Origin of the sequence: Pantoea sp. CCBC3-3-1, assembly GCF_007981265.1 — a bacterium.
Classification (GTDB): Bacteria; Pseudomonadota; Gammaproteobacteria; order Enterobacterales; family Enterobacteriaceae; genus Erwinia.
Map to the genome: position 1 here is coordinate 1,931,327 of NZ_CP034363.1, position 18,368 is coordinate 1,949,694.

Annotated in this window: 16 protein-coding genes; 8 read left to right on the top strand and 8 right to left on the bottom strand. The window is 54.1% G+C overall.

All coding sequences use genetic code 11. The features are described from left to right. Positions 1–5: 5 nt before the first annotated feature. The 4 genes from tssM to EHV07_RS09245 form a co-directional block, all read right to left on the bottom strand. Positions 6–2,117 (bottom strand): type VI secretion system membrane subunit TssM, encoded by a 2,112-nt coding sequence (tssM, locus tag EHV07_RS09230; RefSeq protein ID WP_147197200.1) that lies wholly within the window; start codon positions 2,115–2,117, stop codon positions 6–8. Further along, on the bottom strand, positions 2,117–3,334 hold the full coding sequence (icmH, locus tag EHV07_RS09235; RefSeq protein ID WP_147197202.1) for a type IVB secretion system protein IcmH/DotU: 1,218 nt from the start codon (positions 3,332–3,334) through the stop codon (positions 2,117–2,119). The genes tssM and icmH overlap by 1 nt, the downstream gene beginning before the upstream one ends. Before the next feature lie 101 nt (positions 3,335–3,435). After that, a complete protein-coding gene (locus tag EHV07_RS09240) occupies positions 3,436–3,945 on the bottom strand; it encodes an SH3 domain-containing protein (RefSeq protein WP_371419686.1) in 510 nt (169 codons plus the stop codon). 271 nt (positions 3,946–4,216) lie between these two features. Then, the gene (locus EHV07_RS09245) at positions 4,217–4,768 is read right to left on the bottom strand and encodes a YbhB/YbcL family Raf kinase inhibitor-like protein (RefSeq protein WP_147197205.1); all 552 of its coding nucleotides are present in this window, start codon (positions 4,766–4,768) and stop codon (positions 4,217–4,219) included. A 207-nt stretch (positions 4,769–4,975) separates the two neighbouring features. Here EHV07_RS09245 and EHV07_RS09250 point away from each other — a divergent pair, with 207 nt between their 5' ends. Beyond that, positions 4,976–6,400, top strand: a complete 1,425-nt coding sequence (locus EHV07_RS09250) for a YchO/YchP family invasin (protein WP_147197207.1) — start codon at positions 4,976–4,978, stop codon at positions 6,398–6,400. A 76-nt stretch (positions 6,401–6,476) separates the two neighbouring features. After that, positions 6,477–7,382 (top strand): bestrophin family protein, encoded by a 906-nt coding sequence (locus tag EHV07_RS09255; protein WP_147197209.1) that lies wholly within the window; start codon positions 6,477–6,479, stop codon positions 7,380–7,382. On the opposite strand, the gene EHV07_RS09260 is transcribed toward EHV07_RS09255, so the two are convergent. Both EHV07_RS09260 and EHV07_RS24490 read right to left on the bottom strand, forming a co-directional pair. Then, positions 7,383–8,450, bottom strand: coding sequence for a porin (locus tag EHV07_RS09260; RefSeq protein ID WP_305790948.1), 1,068 nt, complete (start codon positions 8,448–8,450; stop codon positions 7,383–7,385). It lies immediately after the preceding gene. A gap of 260 nt (positions 8,451–8,710) precedes the next feature. Beyond that, positions 8,711–8,848: a hypothetical protein gene (locus EHV07_RS24490; RefSeq protein ID WP_168199610.1), complete on the bottom strand. Its 138-nt coding sequence runs from the start codon at positions 8,846–8,848 to the stop codon at positions 8,711–8,713. A gap of 415 nt (positions 8,849–9,263) precedes the next feature. Here EHV07_RS24490 and EHV07_RS09265 point away from each other — a divergent pair, with 415 nt between their 5' ends. From EHV07_RS09265 to spy, 6 genes are all read left to right on the top strand, one after another. Continuing rightward, complete coding sequence (locus tag EHV07_RS09265) at positions 9,264–10,484, top strand: bifunctional succinylornithine transaminase/acetylornithine transaminase (RefSeq protein ID WP_147197211.1); 1,221 nt, start codon at positions 9,264–9,266, stop codon at positions 10,482–10,484. After that, a complete protein-coding gene (gene astA, locus EHV07_RS09270) occupies positions 10,481–11,515 on the top strand; it encodes an arginine N-succinyltransferase (protein ID WP_147197214.1) in 1,035 nt (344 codons plus the stop codon). Before EHV07_RS09265 ends, astA begins: the two co-directional genes overlap by 4 nt. Beyond that, complete coding sequence (astD, locus tag EHV07_RS09275) at positions 11,512–12,981, top strand: succinylglutamate-semialdehyde dehydrogenase (protein WP_147197215.1); 1,470 nt, start codon at positions 11,512–11,514, stop codon at positions 12,979–12,981. Before astA ends, astD begins: the two co-directional genes overlap by 4 nt. Then, positions 12,978–14,306: an N-succinylarginine dihydrolase gene (gene astB, locus EHV07_RS09280; RefSeq protein ID WP_147197217.1), complete on the top strand. Its 1,329-nt coding sequence runs from the start codon at positions 12,978–12,980 to the stop codon at positions 14,304–14,306. The genes astD and astB overlap by 4 nt, the downstream gene beginning before the upstream one ends. An 85-nt stretch (positions 14,307–14,391) precedes the next feature. Beyond that, positions 14,392–15,402, top strand: coding sequence for a succinylglutamate desuccinylase (gene astE / locus EHV07_RS09285; RefSeq protein ID WP_147197219.1), 1,011 nt, complete (start codon positions 14,392–14,394; stop codon positions 15,400–15,402). A 358-nt stretch (positions 15,403–15,760) separates the two neighbouring features. Next, positions 15,761–16,249 carry an ATP-independent periplasmic protein-refolding chaperone Spy gene (gene spy / locus EHV07_RS09290; RefSeq protein ID WP_147197221.1) on the top strand — a complete coding sequence of 163 codons (489 nt, stop codon included), beginning with the start codon at positions 15,761–15,763 and terminating at the stop codon, positions 16,247–16,249. 130 nt (positions 16,250–16,379) lie between these two features. Here spy and cho read toward each other — a convergent pair whose 3' ends face one another. Beyond that, positions 16,380–17,243, bottom strand: coding sequence for an excinuclease Cho (cho, locus tag EHV07_RS09295; RefSeq protein WP_147197223.1), 864 nt, complete (start codon positions 17,241–17,243; stop codon positions 16,380–16,382). Positions 17,244–17,450: 207 nt separating this feature from the next. Next, positions 17,451–18,278, bottom strand: coding sequence for an ammonia-dependent NAD(+) synthetase (gene nadE, locus EHV07_RS09300; RefSeq protein WP_147197225.1), 828 nt, complete (start codon positions 18,276–18,278; stop codon positions 17,451–17,453). Between the last annotated feature and the right edge of the window lie 90 nt (positions 18,279–18,368).

The following is an 18,368-nucleotide window of genomic DNA, read 5'->3' on the forward strand; positions in this document are numbered from 1 at the left end:
CCCGGCTAGTGAGGGGGGATAGCCTGAACCGGCGGAGCAATATTTGCCGCAGTGCTGCCAGACGGCCGTCCAGGACTCTCAAGATTAAACGCCAATTTTCTCATCACCAGCGCATTATCACGCGCGAACGGTGAAGTCTGGATCTGCCGATCCAGTAACTGGCTCAGATGCCAGTCAAGCTGCTGAAGCTGACGCGTCGTCACGTTGGCAGGCAACGTACGCTGCAAATTTTGCATTACCCAGCCGCGTAAAAATTCGCCATCGTAGCTGCGGGGCTGATACAGCATTTGATAAGCGCGCAGTGCATTGCGGCTGAATTCGCTATCGTCGCCTTTATCATTACGTAAAGTTTGCGTGATGTTCTGTGCCACGCGCGGCAGCAGCAACGTTTTTAACGCGTTCTGATAAAAGCCCTGTGCGGCGGCGTTAATCTGATCGCCACGGTACAGGCCGCCGCGCATGCTCAAAGGCGGCTCGTCAAGCCGGAAGCTACTGCTTTGCGGCAGGGCCACCAGGCTATTTAAGAAGGGTAGCAGATCCAGGATATCTCCGTGGTTATTGCCGATCAGTTGCTGAGCCTGACGGTCCACCGGGGGAAGCCGTGCTTCAACCTGTTGCAGATACTGCTGATTTTTATAGTAACTGGTGGCCCAAAGCAGGGTGGCGAGGATCAGCGCCAGGCCAAGCGAAGCGTAGCCCGTCCAGTGCAGCAGGCGATTGCGGTGTTCCCATGACCGATCGCTGCCCGCCAGCTCGCTCTCCTGAAAGATCAGATCGCTCATCAGCGCACGAATAAAGTAGCTCTGGCCTTTATTGGCAGGAATGGGCGCAATGCGGTTGACGCTGTTCCAGCTGGCGATAGGATGGCTGGAAGCCTGCGGCAGCTGAAGTTTGCGGGTCAGCTCTCCCATAATGCGATCGAAAGGCAGACCTTCCTGCGTGCCGCTGGTGAAAAACAGCCCGCGCGGCGCCCAGGGTATTTCACCCTCTTTCTCTGCGAAGACAATATCCAGATATTCCGCCAGTAGCGGACGCAGTGAAGCAAATTCCTGTGGGAAGAGAAAACAGTCGGCGCGCTGCGTCAGGTCGCTTTCCTTCGCCATTCTGCCAGCCAGCCCGGTTTGCAAACGCAGCGTCATGTCGTTGAACTGTTCAGTAAACAGTGACGTTAACGATTGTCCAGCAGGTCGCTCGGCGCCCCATGGGAAACCAAAGCCCCAAATACGGTCGCGCTGCGTTTTATCCAGCGTACCGTAATAGCTCATAAAACCTTTCAGTAAATCGGTCTTGGTCACCATGATGTAGACCGGGAAGTGGATCCCGGTTTGCTGGTGCAGCTCCGCCATGCGGGTACGCAACGCCTGAGCCTGAAAACGACGAGCCTCGGCGGAGTCGCTTAACAGATCCGCGACGCTGATCGCCATAATCACGCCGTTAATCGGCTGGCGCGTCCGGTAGCGCTTAAGCAGATTAATAAAGGTCTGCCATTCGCTGGCATCTCTTGCCCGCTGGCTTTCCTGAAGCGTATAGCGTCCTGCGGTATCCAGCAGCACCGCTTCCTGAGTAAACCACCAGTCGCAATGGCGAGTACCGCCCACGCCCCGCAAGGCCGTTCTGCCGATGCTTTCGCCCAGAGGAAACTCAAGACCTGAGTTGATCAGCGCGGTAGTTTTTCCCGCTCCCGGTGCACCAACAATGATGTACCACGGCAGCTGATAGAGATATTGCGCATTGAAACGCTGAAGCCAGCCGCGTTTTTTCTTCTGCTGGGGGCCGGTGAAGTGGGTTTTCTTTAGCAGCGAAGCCGCTTCGCTGAAGAGCGCACCGAGCAGCTCTTCGGCGGCGGCCTGTTCGCTGTGATCGGCGCTGGAACGCTGCATATTGCTTAACAGCTTGCTGTTAAACCAGGCGCGGTAAAGCTGAGGGATCAGCTGGAAAAGGATCCACAGGAAATAGCACAGACCAATCGCTATCTGGCGATTAAGAGGGCTTTCCAGCCAGTGAGTATTATGGAACGACAGCTGCGGGCCGATCATCCAGATCAGCGCCGAAAGGGCGGTAATCCCTAAAAAGCTCCACAGCAGTCGGCTGAAAAAAAGCATAAACAAAGAAGGCATCAGGATTTTCTCGCCTGGCTGGTTTTCACTTCTGGCGCTGGGAACAGAACAATTTCGACCCGGCGGTTTTGCGCCCGGTTTTCGTCGCTATCATTAGGCAGCAACGGGCTGCTGTCGCCACGGCCTTCGCTGCGCAGTAAATGTTCCGGTTCCAGCATCTGCTGGCGCATCTGCGCGCTAATCGAGCGCGCCTGCGCCAGGGAATATTCATAATTTGAGGCAAAGTGCGTTGAATGCACAGGCCGGTTATCGGTGTAAACGCTGATTAAAATCGTGCCTTTGATATTGTCCATCGCGGCAGAGACACGGGTGATAATCGCCCGGCCTTCCGGCGTAAGATCGCTGCCTGAAGGGCTAAACAGTTTGTCGGCGGCGATGATCACTTTGCTGCCATTAGTCCCGTCTGCCACGTCCAGCTGGCGAGCAGTAATCAAATCGTCCAGCCGCTGGCGCAGATCTAATAGCGCCTGGCTCGAACTGTTGCGGGCAATTTCGTTCTGCGGCAGTGGCGTCTCCCAGATAGCCCGCAACAGCGGTTCAGCCGCATTGCCTAAACGCCAGTTGAGGCCTGAATAAATCATGCTGGCGATAAAAGCCGTCAGCGCAATACAGGCCCAGAGCGGTACCGGAGGACGCCATCGCGAATCACGACCGACCGGCTCCAGCGGTTGAGGCTCTGGCTGCGGCGGTAATTCACCTCGCGTATCGTTGATTAACTGCGCAAGGCGATTTCTTACCGCATCGCGTTGCAGCCTGCCTTGCTCAACCGCACGATAGCGTCCTTCATAGCCCAGCAGCAGGCAGTAGTGGATGACTTCCAGCAGCCATAAATGTTGCGCAGGCGTTTGAGAAATACGCGACAGCAGTTGAAACACTTTTTCGCCGCCCCAGCTCTCATTATGAAAAGTCACCAGCAAGCCGTTACCGGACCAGACGCCACGCGTTCCCCAGGGCGTTTGGGCCGCCGCTTCGTCCAGCACGCTGCAAAGGCAGTAGCGGGCGCCAATGATCATATCGAAAGGCAAACCGATGTTTTTGCTGCGCGCTTCAAACTGACGAATCTCATCAACCAGCTGCTGGCGCAGGCCGGCAGGGTCATCATGCGTTGCCGCCAGGCGGATCTGTACGATTGCATTCAGCAACGGCGCTGCTGCTGCAAGTAATGGGTTTTCCTGACCGCTAAAAGTGCGGGTGTCAGCAGGGTGTTCCGGGGTCATCAGGCTTTACTGTCTCAGCTGTTTGGCACCTGCAGCGCAGGCGCTATCCAATCTTATCAGACGGTGATACAGGGCCTTCCATGGCGCTGAGAATATCATGTCTATTCCAGAATCCAGGTGGCGGTATCGTTGTTACGGCAAGCCTTACTTTGCCCGCCAACGTCGACGCAAACTTGTTTGGCTTTGCGTGGGCGAGGGCGATCGCTGCGCAGCGTAGCGTCATACAGGTCGGTTTTGACGCCCGCTTTGTACGGCACGTAACCAATAAGCTCTTGCTGATCAGGTTCGGCTACGGCTAGCCAGTGATTTTCCACTTCGCCCAGCACGGTGAACGGCTTGCTGTTTTCCAGATAGCGCACCACCTTGCTGCCAAAGTCCGGGCCGCTCATCACCGACGCATTGTATAAAGCCCGGTAGGTTTCATTAACTGGCGTAAAGGTTTTTGGTGCATGAACGGCATGGCGATGCGTCAGCTTCACGCCATCGACTTCAGAAGTGACGAGCGTGTCGTCCGTCATCGGAGGAAGAGGAGCCTTGCATGCAGACAGCGTCAGCACAGCCAGCAGGGTTAACGCGATGCTTATTTTCACAGCGATCCTCGTGAATATCATCAGTGAGTAGTAGTGTTCACAAACCCGTCTCACACGCTTCAGTCGTCTGGGCAGAAAAAAGGCCAGTCGGCTGAAAATTATTCTGTTTTACATAAAGATAAATCTGTATTCAGTTTACATGACACTTTTGAGAATGGGAACAATTGCAGTGCCCGGCCTGACATGTTATTGCAGCCAGACCAGGGCAATCCTTACTTTTAAAGAAAGCGATGTCAATTTGATAAGTTCATTAGCGTGAAATTCACGCAATGTAAGTAATCGGCAGCCTGTCTCAATGGTCGTTGCCGTAACGGCCGACCAGGCCAGCTGCGCCAAGCGCATGACCTTTTAATCGTTGCAATAATTCCTCACGCGTCAGCCCCTGTTCAAGTTCACTGGCGGGTAAATCGGTGGCGATGAGCGTGAAGTTGTAATGGTGCAGTCCCGTTCCGGCGGGTGGACAGGGACCATAATAGTGCAGCGTGCCGGGGCTGTTTTTACCCCCCGTGTAACCTTTGCCCTCGGTCAGCTCGCCCTGGGCAAAGCGGGTGCGCTGAGCAGGGATGTTGTAGCCAACAAAATGGTTTACGCCCAGGCCTTTCGCGCCGACCGGGTCGACAATCGTCAGGGCAAAACTTTTCGTCCCCTCCGGCGGGTTAGTCCAGCTTAACGCGGGCGAAACGTTTTCACCGGTACAGCTGATATTGCCTTTGGCCGCGCCAGCAAATTTCTTCTGAAGTACCGCGTTGTCATTAAAATCTGGCGAGCTGAGTGAAAAAAGGGGGGCAGCATAGGCGGCGTTGATGTTCGCCACCAGTGCCATCGCGAGTAAGGTTTTTTTCATCGTCACGTTCCTGTTTGGCGGGTCTGCGCAAAGTCTGGTCGATAAATACACGATCTGCCAGTGGCTTAACCCGGCGTCCATGAATCAATTGCCGCAGAAGGTGCCGTTAGCGGGGCAAAAGTGTTAAGCTGGCATTTATCTGATTTTGTGAGCCATCTTCCATTTTCATCGATTAAATTAGCTTGCCAGATGGCAAATTTTGAAATTATGAAAAATTTTAACCATTGTTCCCTGCCGATCGCATCGCTACTTTTCTTTACGGCCGCCAGCCCGTTTGCGCAGGCGCTAACCACGGATACTCGCGTCGCCAGCGCGCCTTTTGCCGATCCCGCACGTTTTAGTGATTCGCTGCCTGATTTGGGCAGTGATAAAACGGGCGACACGGCGCTATCGAAGCGTGTCGCAGAAGCAATGAAAAGTATTGGCCAGGCCAGTATGAGCAGCGATGATGATAAATCGCTGGGCAGCGAAGCCGGGCAGTGGGCGTTTGAACATTTTCGTGATGAAGCGGCACGCCGGGCGGAAAGTGAAGGGAAAGAGCTGCTGTCGCCTTACGGTCGCGCGACGCTGTCGCTGATGGTCGACAGCAAAGGCAACTTTGATGGCACCTCCGCGCAGCTGGTCACGCCCTGGCAGGATAATTATCAGTATCTCACCTTCAGCCAATTGGGTATTGAGCAAAGCGATTATGGCCTGGTAGGCAATGCCGGTCTGGGGCAGCGCTGGCTGCTCGGCAGCTGGCGTCTGGGTTATAACGCGTTTGTTGATGACCAGTTCGAATCCGATCTTCAGCGCGGCTCGCTGGGAGCAGAAGCCTGGAGCAATTTTCTGCGCTTTTCCGCCAATTACTATCAACCGCTTTCAAGCTGGCGGCAAAACGCGGCTGACTCGCAAATGCGTATGGCGCGCGGGTACGATATTACTACGCAGGGATATCTGCCGTTTTACCAGCAGCTTGGCCTGTCGGTAAGTTATGAGCGCTATCTGGGCAATAACGTCGATCTGTTTAACAGCGGCACCGTCAGCAGCAACCCTGCGGCCATTGAGCTGGGCGTCAGCTATACGCCGGTGCCGCTGTTTACGCTCACTGCCAGCCATAAAACGGCGGACACCGGCGAAACGCAGGATCAGCTGGGATTGAAGATGAACTACCAGATCGGCGTGGCTATCAGTAAGCAACTTTCGGCCGACAACGTTGCCGCAGCGCGTTCGCTAAGCGGCAGCCGCTATGATGTGGTAAGCCGCAACAATCTGCCCGTCATGGAGTTCCGCCAGCAGAAAACCCTGTCGGTGTTTTTAGCGACGCCGCCGTGGCAGGTGATGCCGGGTGAAACGCTGCCGTTGAAATTGCAGATCCGTCATAGCAACCCTGTCGCTGCGGTCAGCTGGCAAGGCGATACCCAGGCCCTCAGCCTGACGCCGCCAGCGGATAACACAGATCCTCAGGGCTGGAGTATTATTATTCCTGCCTGGGACAGCTCGCCGGAGGCCAGTAATGAATATCGCCTGTCGGTGACGGTTGAGGACAGCAAGCAGCAGCGCGTCACCTCTAACTGGATCACATTGAAATTGACGCCGCCGGTGACGTTGCAGGATCCTGATGCCAGCCACTTTGACCTGTTAGCGCCCTGATAATGGCAATGGATAAAACGTCCGACGCTATGACGGGAAGTTGTCAGCATTTACTTACTGCCTGAGCCTGTTCACTATGATTATTCGTCCGCATCGCAACTGGTTTCTCCGTCTCTTTTCCTGGCACGGCTCTGTGCTGCCCGATATTCTGTTTCGCCTGAGCCTGAATCTGCTGATGTCAGTCGTGGCCATTTTCAGCCTCGACTGGTATGAGACGCTGGGGGTGAAACTGACGCTGGCACCGTTCAGTCTGCTCGGCGTCTCCATCGCGATCTTCCTTGGTTTCCGTAACAGCGTTTGCTATGCACGCTACACCGAAGCCCGACTGCTGTGGGGCGGATTGCTGATCAACTGCCGTAACTTTCTGCGACTGGCACTTACGGTTGCGCCAGCTGATGGCCCGAGGATTGGCGCGTTGCTGATGGCGTTCAGCTATAGCCTGAAACACCAGCTGCGGCAGACCGATGCCAAAGCGGACATGTATCATTATCTGGGGGATGAAGCGGAAGACATTTTGCGGCGTCGCGCGCCAACCAATGCTATCGCGATGAAAATTTCGCAGTGGCTGGCTGAACAGCGGCGCAGCGGTAACGTCTCTGATATCGTGTTTGCCCAGCTTGATAACAGTCTTAACCAGCTTTCTCAGGTATTGGGTGGCTGTGAACGCCTGGCGAGTATGCCGGTTCCCTTCGCTTATGGCCTGTTGCTGCACCGCACGGTTTATCTGTTTTGTACGCTGCTGCCTTTCGCGCTGGTGCCCGATTTACACTATATGACGCCGCTGGTCTCGGTGTTTATCGCCTACAGTTTTCTGTCGCTGGATAAGCTGGCGGAAGAGCTGGAGATGCCGTTTGGTTATGCCAATAACCATTTGCCGATGGATGCCATGTGTACCAATATTGCCATTAACCTGATGGAAATGAATAACCAGCGCGAACTGCCGTCCGCGCCGGTTCCTGACGGGCGCTATCGTTTAACGTAATCAGAATTGATAAGTCAGCCCCACGCCGGTAATGTCGTCGGTTGCGGCACCAAGTGGATTATTGTCTTTTAGCAGGTTAATACGGTATTCCGCATAGGCCAGCATATTTTTATTAAAGTAATAGCTGGCACCGGCACTGATATATTTGTACAGATCCACGTTGCCGATGTTTTCAATATCCTTACCGCGTGAGGTAACAAAGGCCAGGGAAGGGCGCAAACCATTCAGGAACTGATATTGTGCGACCGCTTCAAAATTCTGAGCCTTATTGGCAAAGCCGCCGCTAACCGGCGTAGCGTTATGCGTTTCGCCATACATCGCCGCCAGATAAATCAAATTGGCATCGTATTTCACCGCCGTCGACCAAAGTTCGGCGCGATCGCCTTCGCCACGCGCGGCCTGATTCTGGGCCGTTGTGCGGTCTACGCTGGCCCATGCCGCCGCCAGACCCAGCCCGAAATCAGCCGTCCAGGAAAGGGAGGCGGCGTAACCATCGCCATTAGAGCGGCGTACGGCATCCGTTCCGCTGCGTTCATTTTTACCCTGATACTGTGCAGCAATATTCAGCCCCTCTACCAGCCCAAAAAAGTCGCTGTTGCGCCAGGTAGCAACGCCGCCTGCACGTCCGGCTAAAAAGCTGTCGCTATAACCTGAGTCGCCGCCAAACTTCGGCAGCATATCGGTATAGGAGAGGGCATCATAAACAAGACCGTAATTACGCCCATAGTCAAAAGAGCCATACTTGCCGAATTTCAGACCCGCGTAACCCAGACGAGTTTTATTTCCGGTTTGCGCATCGCTACCTTCCGAGTTATTGAGCTGAAACTGGTACTGCCACATGCCATAGCCCGTGAGCTGGTCATTGATTTGCGTTTCCCCTTTAAAACCCAAACGAGCAAAAGAGACGTCACCATTATTGGCTTCATCTGAAGAAAAGAGATGCCCGGCATTCACTTTTCCTGCCAGATCCAGTTTGTTACCGTCCTTATTATAAATTTCAGCGGCGTTAGCACTACCAAACGTTATTAGTGTCGGGATTGCCCATAGGATTACATTGCGCTTCATCATTTTTTACCCTGTGAATTATTTATATTTTTTGAGGTGTTAACTAGCATCGGGAAGAAAAATAACGGCTAACTATTTTTATCAGAATTCATTACTTGTAACAAATTGTAATTTAAGATTGCGTGGGGGTTTTTATGGGCTTTTATAAACGGGGGATAATGGGGTTTATGTGGCAGGAATCTGTTAATATGATTTTTTGTTATAACAGTTAAATTATTATATTATTGATTTTAAAGTGTTTTTTATATCTAAAGCCTGGGATTTTACCTTTCTTTCTCTCTTGCAAAATATTTTTTATTTGGCAGGGCGTTTATTTGCGACGTAACTAAATAAAAAGTGATTTTGTTATCCATAAAAATATTTTGCTTTTCTCTGCTTGCAATGTTTTCACGATGTTTCAATGAATTTCCGCCGGGTTTCATTTCCTCCACAAATGTCTTTCAAAGGTTCGCTGGAGCCAGACGTTCAGTGCGCAATCAGGGTGCAGTAAGCCCCCTTTTAGTGCGCTAACTGCCTCATTTACGGGCTAAATCCTGGCAACGATCACAAAAACAATATTTTATTTTACGAATGCATAATTCCGCTCTTTTTTTATCTGCCAACCCGCTGCGGATTGAGGCGTATTCACTATTTATTCATTAAATGTGAATAGTGAGCTTGCTTAACCTGTTGATTGTTGGTAACAGAAAACGATTTATGCATTTTTTTGCTGGCTGGCACAAAGCATGCAATTTACAGTGAGGCTCAGATGAAGCAATTCATTAACATTATTTAAACTAAAAATTTACCTGCATTTGGGCAGGATAAGAGGTCGCCATGCAATCAGCAGTCACACGTGAAGATTTCGATCGGTGGATGATCCCCACTTACGCGCCCGCCAGCTTTGTGCCGGTTCGGGCTGAGGGCTCCACGCTTTGGGATCAGCAAGGGAAATCCTGGATTGACTTTGCCGGTGGCATCGCGGTCAACGCGCTGGGCCATGCCCATCCCGATTTACAGCTGGCTTTACAGCAGCAGGCCGCGCTGCTGTGGCATACCGGTAACGGCTATACCAACGAGCCGATCCTGCGGCTGGCAAAGCAGCTTATCGACGCCACCTTTGCAGAAAGAGTCTTTTTCTGCAATTCCGGCGCGGAAGCTAACGAAGCCGCGCTGAAGCTGGCGCGTAAGGTCGCGCACGATCGAGTTGGCGAGCAAAAAAGCGGCATTGTAGCCTTCAGTAACGCTTTCCATGGCCGCACGCTGTTTACCGTTTCCGCAGGGGGCCAGCCCGCTTACTCAAAAGATTTTGCGCCGCTGCCTGGCGGGATCCAACACGCCACGTTCAACGATCTCGCCTCAGCCGCCGCGCTGATTGATGACCACACCTGTGCCGTTATTGTCGAACCGATTCAGGGCGAAGGCGGCGTTGTCCCTGCCGATCCGGCTTTTCTTCGCGGCCTACGCGAGCTCTGTGACGCACATCGTGCGCTGCTGATATTTGACGAAGTACAAAGCGGCGTAGGGCGTACCGGTTCGCTGTATGCCTATATGCATTACGGCGTAACGCCAGACGTGCTGACCACCGCTAAAGCGCTGGGTGGCGGTTTTCCGATTGGCGCAATGTTAACCACCGGGCAGTATGCCAGCGCGCTGGGTGTGGGAACGCATGGCACCACCTATGGCGGTAATCCGCTGGCGGGCGCGGTAGGCGGAAAGGTCATGGAGCTGGTCAATCGCCCGGAAGTGATGGCGGGCGTAGCCCTGCGTCACCAGTGGTTTGTGGAGGGATTACAGGAGATCAACCGACGTTTGCCGTTGTTCAGCGAAATACGTGGCCTGGGCCTGTTGATCGGCTGCGTATTAAATCAGGACTACAGCGGCCAGGCAAAATTGTTCAGCCTCGCTGCGGCGAAGCACGGACTAATGGTACTGATTGCCGGTGCCAACGTAGTGCGCTTCGCGCCTTCCCTGATTATCAGCGAGCAGGAGGTGAAAGAAGGGCTGGCGCGTTTTGAACGGGCCTGCCACGACATTGTCGCAGGAGCGGGATCATGATGATTATCCGCCCTGTTGCACATGACGATCTGGCTCAACTGATGCAGCTTGCCGGTAAGACCGGCGGCGGCCTCACGTCCTTACCGGCCGACAGCGCAACGTTAGCGGCACGGATTGAGCGCTCGGTGCTAACCTGGCAGAATAAATTGCCGCGCGCCGAACAGGGCTATGTTTTTGTGCTGGAGGATACGGACACCCGACAGGCCGTGGGCATTTGCGCAATCGAAGTCGCGGTTGGCCTTCAGGATCCCTGGTATAACTTTCGGGTGGGAACGCAGGTGCATGCTTCCCGTGAGCTGAATGTCTATAACATCCTGCCTACGCTGTCGCTTAGTAACGATCATACCGGCAGCAGCGAGCTCTGCACGCTGTTCCTCGATCCTGACTATCGTAACGGCAAAAACGGCTATCTGTTGTCGAAATCCCGCTTTCTGTTTATGGCCGCTTTTCGTGAACGGTTTATGCAGAAAGTGGTGGCGGAGATGCGAGGCGTGAGTGATGAACAGGGCCATTCACCTTTCTGGGAAAGCGTCGGCAGTCGTTTTTTCTCCATGTCCTTTCGGGACGCGGACTATTTATCCGGCACCGGGAAAAAAACCTTTATCGCCGAGCTGATGCCGAAACATCCCCTGTATATCAATTATCTCGCGCCGGAAGCGCAGGCGGTGATCGGACAAACTCATCCCCAGACTTCACCCGCGCGGGCGGTGCTGGAGGCAGAAGGATTCCGTTATCTGAATTATGTCGACATCTTTGACGGCGGCCCGACGCTGGAATGCGATATCGATCGCGTGCGGGCGATTCGCAAAAGTCGTCTGGTGACGGCGGTCATTGGTAAAGAGAGCGACAGCGACCAGCCGCTTTGCCTGGTCGGCAACGAACGCTATGAGGATTTCCGCGTCATGCTACTGAATACCGATCCGCAGGGCGATGCCCTGAGCCTCAGCCCGCAGCAGGCTGATATTTTACGCTGCAGACAGGGCGATACGCTGCGAGTCGCGGCGCTGAACGTTGGGGAGAAAAAAGCATGACGCACTGCATCAATGGACAATGGTTAACCGGCAGCGGTGAAAACTTTACGAAGCGGGATCCGGTAAGCGGCGAACTGCTTTGGCAGGGGAAGGCCGCAAGCGCCAGTCAGATCTCTTCAGCCTGTGAAGCAGCGCGCAGCGCTTTTCCTGGCTGGGCCAGACGCCCGTTTAGCGAACGTCAGGCCATCGCCGAAAAATTTGCGCGCCTGCTGGAGAAAAACAAGGAGCAGCTGGCGGCGACGCTGGCGCAGGAAACCGGCAAACCGCGCTGGGAAGCCGTCACGGAAATCCAGGCAATGATCGGTAAAATCGCTATTTCGGTTGAGGCTTACCATGCCCGTAGCGGAGAAAGCGTGCAGGGTGAAAGCTCGCTGCGTCACCGGCCACACGGCGTCATGGCGGTGTTTGGCCCGTACAATTTTCCCGGACACTTGCCGAACGGGCATATTGTTCCGGCGCTGCTGGCAGGAAATACGGTCATTTTTAAACCCAGTGAACTGACGCCGCTGATTGCGGAAAAAACCGTCCGGCTGTGGCAGCAGGCGGGGTTGCCTGGCGGCGTACTGAATATGGTGCAGGGGGGGCGTGAATGCGGTCAGGCGCTGGCGCAGGAACCCCAAATTGACGGCCTGCTGTTTACCGGCAGCGCAGCCAGTGGGCACCAGCTACATCAACAATTCGCCGGACGCCCGGAAAAAATGCTGGCGCTGGAAATGGGCGGTAATAACGCCCTGATTGTTGAAGACCCGGCGGATATCGATGCCGCGGTAAACATCGCCATTCAGTCCGCTTTTATCACCGCCGGTCAGCGCTGTACCTGCGCCCGCAGAATGTTGGTGAAACGCGGCGCGGCGGGGGAAGCTTTTCTTAAACGGCTGGTGGAAGTGGCCGGAAAAATCAAACCCGATCGCTGGGATGCCGAACCACAACCTTTTTTGGGCAGCGTGATCTCTTTGCAGGCGGCGGAACGAATTTACAGTGAATGGCAGGCACGCGTAGGCGCGGGTGGTACGGTTTTGCTGCCCATGCGTTGGCCAAATCGCGAAAGCGCCATGCTTACACCGGGAATTATTGACGTTACTGCCGTGGCTAACCTGGCCGACGAAGAGGTATTTGGCCCACTGCTGTCGGTTATCCGCTACGATGATTTTTCTCAGGCGATCCGTTTGGCAAACGCCACGCGCTACGGCCTGTCCTGCGGGTTGATCTCGCCGCAACGCGAGCAGTTCGACCGGCTGTTGATTGAGGCTCGTGCCGGCATTGTCAACTGGAACAAACCGCTGACCGGTGCGGCCAGCAGCGCGCCTTTCGGCGGGATCGGTGCTTCCGGTAATCACCGGGCCAGCGCCTTTTACGCCGCAGATTACTGCGCCTGGCCGATGGCTTCGCTCGAATCTTCCAGCCTGTCGCTGCCAGCAACGTTATCGCCAGGGCTGGATTTCAGCGTTGCCGGAGGTGAGCGATGAGCGCGCGTGAAGTCAATTTCGATGGCCTGCCAGGCCTGACGCATCATTACGCCGGACTGTCATTCGGCAACGAAGCCTCAGCCCGACATCAGCACCAGGTTTCTCATCCGAAACAGGCGGCGAAGCAGGGCTTACTCAAGATGAAAGCGTTGGCCGATCTGGGCTTTGTGCAGGGCGTCATTCCGCCCCATGAGCGGCCAAACGTGGCGGCGCTACGGCAAATCGGTTTCAGCGGCAGTGATGCTCAGGTGGTGAGCGACGCGGCAAAGCGCGCGCCTGAATTGCTTTCGGCCACCAGTTCGGCGTCGGCCATGTGGGTGGCGAATGCGGCAACGGTTTCACCTTCTGCTGACAGCGCAGATGGCCGTGTGCATTTCACCGTGGCAAACCTGAATAACAAGTTTCATCGCGCAATTGAAGCGCCAACCACCGGCGCACTGTTAAGAGCGATATTTCGCGATCCGCAGCATTTTTGCGTTCACGATGCGTTGCCGCAGGTGGCGATGTTTGGTGACGAAGGCGCGGCCAACCATAACCGTTTTAGCCAGCAGTATGGCGATGAAGGGATACAGCTGTTTATTTACGGTCGGGAAGAGGGCGGCGGTGGGCTGGTGCCGGCTCGCTATCCTGCCCGCCAGACGCTTGAAGCGAGTCAGGCGGTGGCGCGTCAGCATTTACTCGATGCTGACCGCACGGTCTTTGCCCAACAGAATCCGGCAGTCATCGATCGGGGCGTGTTTCATAACGATGTTATCGCCGTCAGCAATCAACAGGTATTGTTTTGCCATCAGCGGGCGTTTCTCAATCAGGCCGGGCTTTTTGCCACGCTGCGCGAAAAATTTCCAGCTTTTACCCCAATTGAGGTGCCGGAAGATCGGGTCAGCGTCGCGGATGCCGTCGCCACCTATCTTTTCAACAGTCAGCTGCTGAGTAAAGCTAACGGCAAAATGCTGCTGGTTTTACCAGAGGAAGCCCGGCAGCACAGCGGCGTCTGGCGCTATCTCAATGAACTCATTTCAGCGCAAAATATTATCGACGAACTGCGCGTTTTTGACCTGCGTGAAAGTATGGGAAATGGCGGTGGGCCAGCCTGTCTGCGGCTGCGGGTGGTACTCACCCCGGCTCAGCTTGCGGCAGTGAATCCAGCGGTAATGATGAATGATTCACTTTTTGTCACCTTAAACGCGTGGGTCGATCGCCACTATCGTGACGACCTCACGCAGCATGACCTGGGCGATCCGCAATTATTAACAGAAGGACGGGAAGCGCTGGACGAACTGACGAAGCTGCTAAACTTAGGGAACATATACAGCTTTCAGCAATAATCACGGACGAACAGCGCGCGTCAGGCTATGCTAAGGCGCGCTCTGCCACTGGATGAAGGAGCAGAATTTATAATAAGGAGAATGTATGCAGGATTTTCTTAAGCAGACCCTGAGTGGAGAACCGCCTGCGCAGCTTTCAGGTCGTAACGATCGGCTGAGCTGGCAGTGGCTTGATGAAGGGATTCTGGAACTCACCCCAAACGGGCCGACATCGCAGGCTCTGGTGATTTCCGCCGGGATCCACGGCAACGAAACCGCCCCCATTGAAATCTTGAATGCCCTCATTAACCCGCTGCTGGCCGGCATGAAGCGGCTGATCCCCCGATTACTGATTATTTATGGCAACCCGGATGCGATACGCCATAACAAACGCTATATGCGCTGCGACGTAAACCGGATGTTTGGCGGACGCTGGCAGCAGTATGACGACAATATGGAAGCCCGTCGCGCCTGGCGGCTGGAACAGGCGCTGGAAACCTTCTGGCAGGCCGGAATGAATGAAGAGGTTCGCTGGCATCTCGATTTGCATACCGCTATACGTGGCTCCTGGCACAGCCGTTTTGGCGTCATGCCGCTGCGTGAGACGGACTGGCCGGACGACTTTCTGCACTGGCTGACGGCGGCAGGGCTGGAGGCACTGGTTTTCCATCGCGCGCCGGGCGGTACCTTTACGCACTACAGCTCACAGCATTTCAACGCCGCCAGCTGTACGCTGGAATTAGGCAAAGCGTTGCCGTTTGGCAGTAACGATCTGACGCAGTTTTCAGCGGCACGCGATGCGCTTGCCGCCATAATATTTGGTGAAACGCTGCCGGAAGTAAAAGCTCCGCCGCTTCGCTACCGTGTTTCTCAGCAAATCACTCGCCTGTCAGAAGCCTTCGTGCTGCATATGAACAAGGACACGCTGAATTTTACCGCTTTTCCGCAAGGCACCTTGCTGGCAGAGGATGGCGACAAGCGCTGTTACGTGCAGCAGGCGAGGGAATACGTAATGTTTCCTAACCCGGATGTGGCAATTGGCCAGCGTGCGGGACTGATGCTGGTGGAAGACAACGCGCACAATGAGACTTCTGGCGCAGCAGACGCAGTGATTTAAAACGGTTGTTAATACCGGCGAAAGTTTGTTTCGCCGGTCCGACCGGCATTTCATACGTATTCTGCTCAGAAAGAGTGAACGGGCGCTGAAGCAGACAATCCAGCTTACTTATTCCTTTCTCAATCCTGCCGCCTGTATTACACTTCTCCATAATTTCTGCATTAATCAGTTTATATTCATACTCTTTTGCAATTCCTCACGCGATCCTTCTTATTCTCTCCATGATTGCCGCCTTTTTGTCTTTTATGCTTGCAGGGTTTTACCAACCCTCTGAGTACTTGACGTTCAGCGTATTAAGCTTGTTTCCGACATCGCGACATTGCTGTCGTCACAGAACTGAAAAGTAAGGATAAAAAATATGCGTAAATTAACTTCTCTGGTAGTGGCTATGACTCTGGCTATGGGCGCGGCGAACATTGTTCACGCAGCGGCAGATAACGTGACGCCACCACCGGCAAGCGCAGACAAACCAATGATGCACAAGCCACCTCGTCACGGCGGCCCGCACGAAATGTTTAAAGGTCTGAACCTGACTGAAGCTCAGAAAAAGCAGATGCACGAGATCATGAAAGATGCCCATAAAGATATGCCGCGTCCTTCTCTCGACGATCGTCGTGCAATGCACAGCGTTATTGCTTCAGACAGCTTCGACCAGGCTAAAGCGGAAGCACAGGCAACTAAGATGAGCGCGGAAGGCAAAGATCGTGCGCTGAAAATGCTGGCCACGCAGAACAAAATGTATAACGTGCTGACGCCAGAACAGAAGAAACAGTTCAACGCTAACTTTGAAAAGCACCTGACTGAAAAACCGCACCATGGCGACAAAATGCCACCTGCGGGCGAATAAGTTCTTAAGACTTGAGTAAGACCGCCGACGTTGTTCACACTGCTTATATGCCGTGGACAGCGTCGGCGGTTTTTCGTATCCACTATTTAGCGCTAACGGCTAACGGCTTTCACCGACGGGCAGTTCGTCCTTAATTCAGCGGAATAATCGGGAACTTCCCGCTAAGGACTGGCTTACAGAGGATCTTATAACCATCGCTGTCAAAACCCTGCGGCGTTGATGTCAGCTTGCCAGCCTCGGCAATATCTTCCACCGAACCCAAATAAAACCAGTTATTGATAATATGAATCTGCGTTTGCAGCGGGCCTTCTTCCACCACGGCGACTGCGCCATTCCACGGCCAGCATTGCACGCGCACACGTTCCAGCGCGGCCAGCAATCGCTGGTGATGCGCTTCCAGCGTCTCTTTCCCACAGCAGGCTCCCGCACAGCGACCAAGGCTGGCACGAAAGCAGGCACGTCCTTTACTGACGTTTTCCAATCCCAACAGGCCCAGGCAAAGACGCTGTTCATCGGCAATTTTTTGCAGCGTTTCCAGCGCGGAGCGGCGGCTGGAATAGAGGCCGAACAGATCGGGCGTATGGGAAAAATCCACCTCTTTGGCATACACCACGCTGGGCTTGAGATTGCTGATATGCAGGGAGCAGAGCTGGCGGTTTTTTCGCAGGCGCTTATTGAACAGCGGCTGCTGCATTTTGATCATCTGTGCTTCCAGCAGCAGCGCGCCCAGTTCACCAGCGGTAGTAATCCAGGTAACGTGGCGAGCCTGGCGAAGCATTTTCGCTTCATCGGGCGTGCGGAAGTGCGACATCACCCGGCTGCGTAGATTAATACTTTTACCGATGTAAAGCGGCATGGATTCGCTTTCGCCATGAAAAGTATATACGCCAGGTAGAGAGGGCAGCCCTTCGAGCGAAGGACGTAAATGTTCGGGATATTGATAAATGGCCGCCGGCTCAAATGACAGGCGATGGCTTGCAGTACGTCTTACCACTATTGCACTCCGCTTACTGGTTACTTATACAGTGTAACAGCAGCGTAGTGGATAAAAAAGAGGCGTTTAAACCGGGGTTAACCGGAGATAACAGGATTTTATCGCTGGATACGCACCAGGGCATATTGGGGTAGGGTGAAAAAGGTTGTTATATCAGCAGGATCCGGGTCGTCCCTGACCCGTGTCGCTTACCGGACGGAAAAAATGTTATTTTTTCCAGAAATCATCAAATACGGTAATCGGCGGGCGACGTTTATGTTCGGTCTTCAAATACCAGCCTTCGATGATTTTAGCAGCGGCTTCATCAATGGTTTTACCTTCCAGGTACTGGTCGATCATCTCATAAGTCACGCCCAGCGCGACCTCATCCTGAAGTCCGGGGCGGTCGTCTTCCAGATCGGCGGTAGGGTGCTTAAGGTAAAGATGTTCCGGGCAGCCTAACGCTTTCAGCAGCTGTTTGCCCTGACCTTTATGCAGCCGGAACAGCGGGTTAATATCCGTGCCGCCATCACCGTATTTGGTAAAGAAGCCCGTAACCGCCTCTGCTGCATGGTCAGTCCCCACAACCACGCCCGAGGTCATTCCGGCAATGCTGTACTGCGCCTTCATCCGTTCGCGCGCTTTTTCGTTACCGCGCACAAAGTCAGAAACGGTAATGCCCGCATCGCGCAACGCTTTTTCACTTGCCTGAATAGCTTCTTTGATGTTCACCGTTAAAACGCGGTCAGGCTTGATGAAAGCGATCGCATCCTGACAATCTTGCTCATCTGCCTGCACGCCATGCGGCAAACGTACGGCAATAAATTGATAATCCTTATTGCCGGTCTCTTCGCGCAGTTCGTTGATCGCAGTCTGGCTCAGTTTTCCTGCCAGTGTAGAATCCTGACCGCCGCTGATGCCGAGCACCAGCGTTTTGATAAACGGATATGTCTTGAGATAAGACTTCAGAAAGTCGACGCTGGTGCGAATTTCCTGATTAACCTCAATAGTGGGCTTAACCCCCAGCGCTTCGATAATTTCCTGTTGCAGAGCCATTCACCTCTCCTCAGATTCAGTGCCCGCCGAGCTGGGCAGTTGCGAAAACGTCTGTTTTAAAACTTAACGCGCCCGGCGGGAAACAACAAG

What these genes read in the sequence shown, in the direction of transcription:
- tssM (WP_147197200.1), bottom strand. Translation starts at nt 2,117, where the DNA reads ATGCCTTCTTTGTTTATGCTTTTTTTCAGCCGACTGCTGTGGAGCTTT.
- icmH (WP_147197202.1), bottom strand. Translation starts at nt 3,334, where the DNA reads ATGACCCCGGAACACCCTGCTGACACCCGCACTTTTAGCGGTCAGGAA.
- EHV07_RS09240 (WP_371419686.1), bottom strand. Translation starts at nt 3,945, where the DNA reads ATGATATTCACGAGGATCGCTGTGAAAATAAGCATCGCGTTAACCCTG.
- EHV07_RS09245 (WP_147197205.1), bottom strand. Translation starts at nt 4,768, where the DNA reads ATGAAAAAAACCTTACTCGCGATGGCACTGGTGGCGAACATCAACGCC.
- EHV07_RS09250 (WP_147197207.1), top strand. Translation starts at nt 4,976, where the DNA reads ATGAAAAATTTTAACCATTGTTCCCTGCCGATCGCATCGCTACTTTTC.
- EHV07_RS09255 (WP_147197209.1), top strand. Translation starts at nt 6,477, where the DNA reads ATGATTATTCGTCCGCATCGCAACTGGTTTCTCCGTCTCTTTTCCTGG.
- EHV07_RS09260 (WP_305790948.1), bottom strand. Translation starts at nt 8,450, where the DNA reads ATGATGAAGCGCAATGTAATCCTATGGGCAATCCCGACACTAATAACG.
- EHV07_RS09265 (WP_147197211.1), top strand. Translation starts at nt 9,264, where the DNA reads ATGCAATCAGCAGTCACACGTGAAGATTTCGATCGGTGGATGATCCCC.
- astA (WP_147197214.1), top strand. Translation starts at nt 10,481, where the DNA reads ATGATGATTATCCGCCCTGTTGCACATGACGATCTGGCTCAACTGATG.
- astD (WP_147197215.1), top strand. Translation starts at nt 11,512, where the DNA reads ATGACGCACTGCATCAATGGACAATGGTTAACCGGCAGCGGTGAAAAC.
- astB (WP_147197217.1), top strand. Translation starts at nt 12,978, where the DNA reads ATGAGCGCGCGTGAAGTCAATTTCGATGGCCTGCCAGGCCTGACGCAT.
- astE (WP_147197219.1), top strand. Translation starts at nt 14,392, where the DNA reads ATGCAGGATTTTCTTAAGCAGACCCTGAGTGGAGAACCGCCTGCGCAG.
- spy (WP_147197221.1), top strand. Translation starts at nt 15,761, where the DNA reads ATGCGTAAATTAACTTCTCTGGTAGTGGCTATGACTCTGGCTATGGGC.
- nadE (WP_147197225.1), bottom strand. Translation starts at nt 18,278, where the DNA reads ATGGCTCTGCAACAGGAAATTATCGAAGCGCTGGGGGTTAAGCCCACT.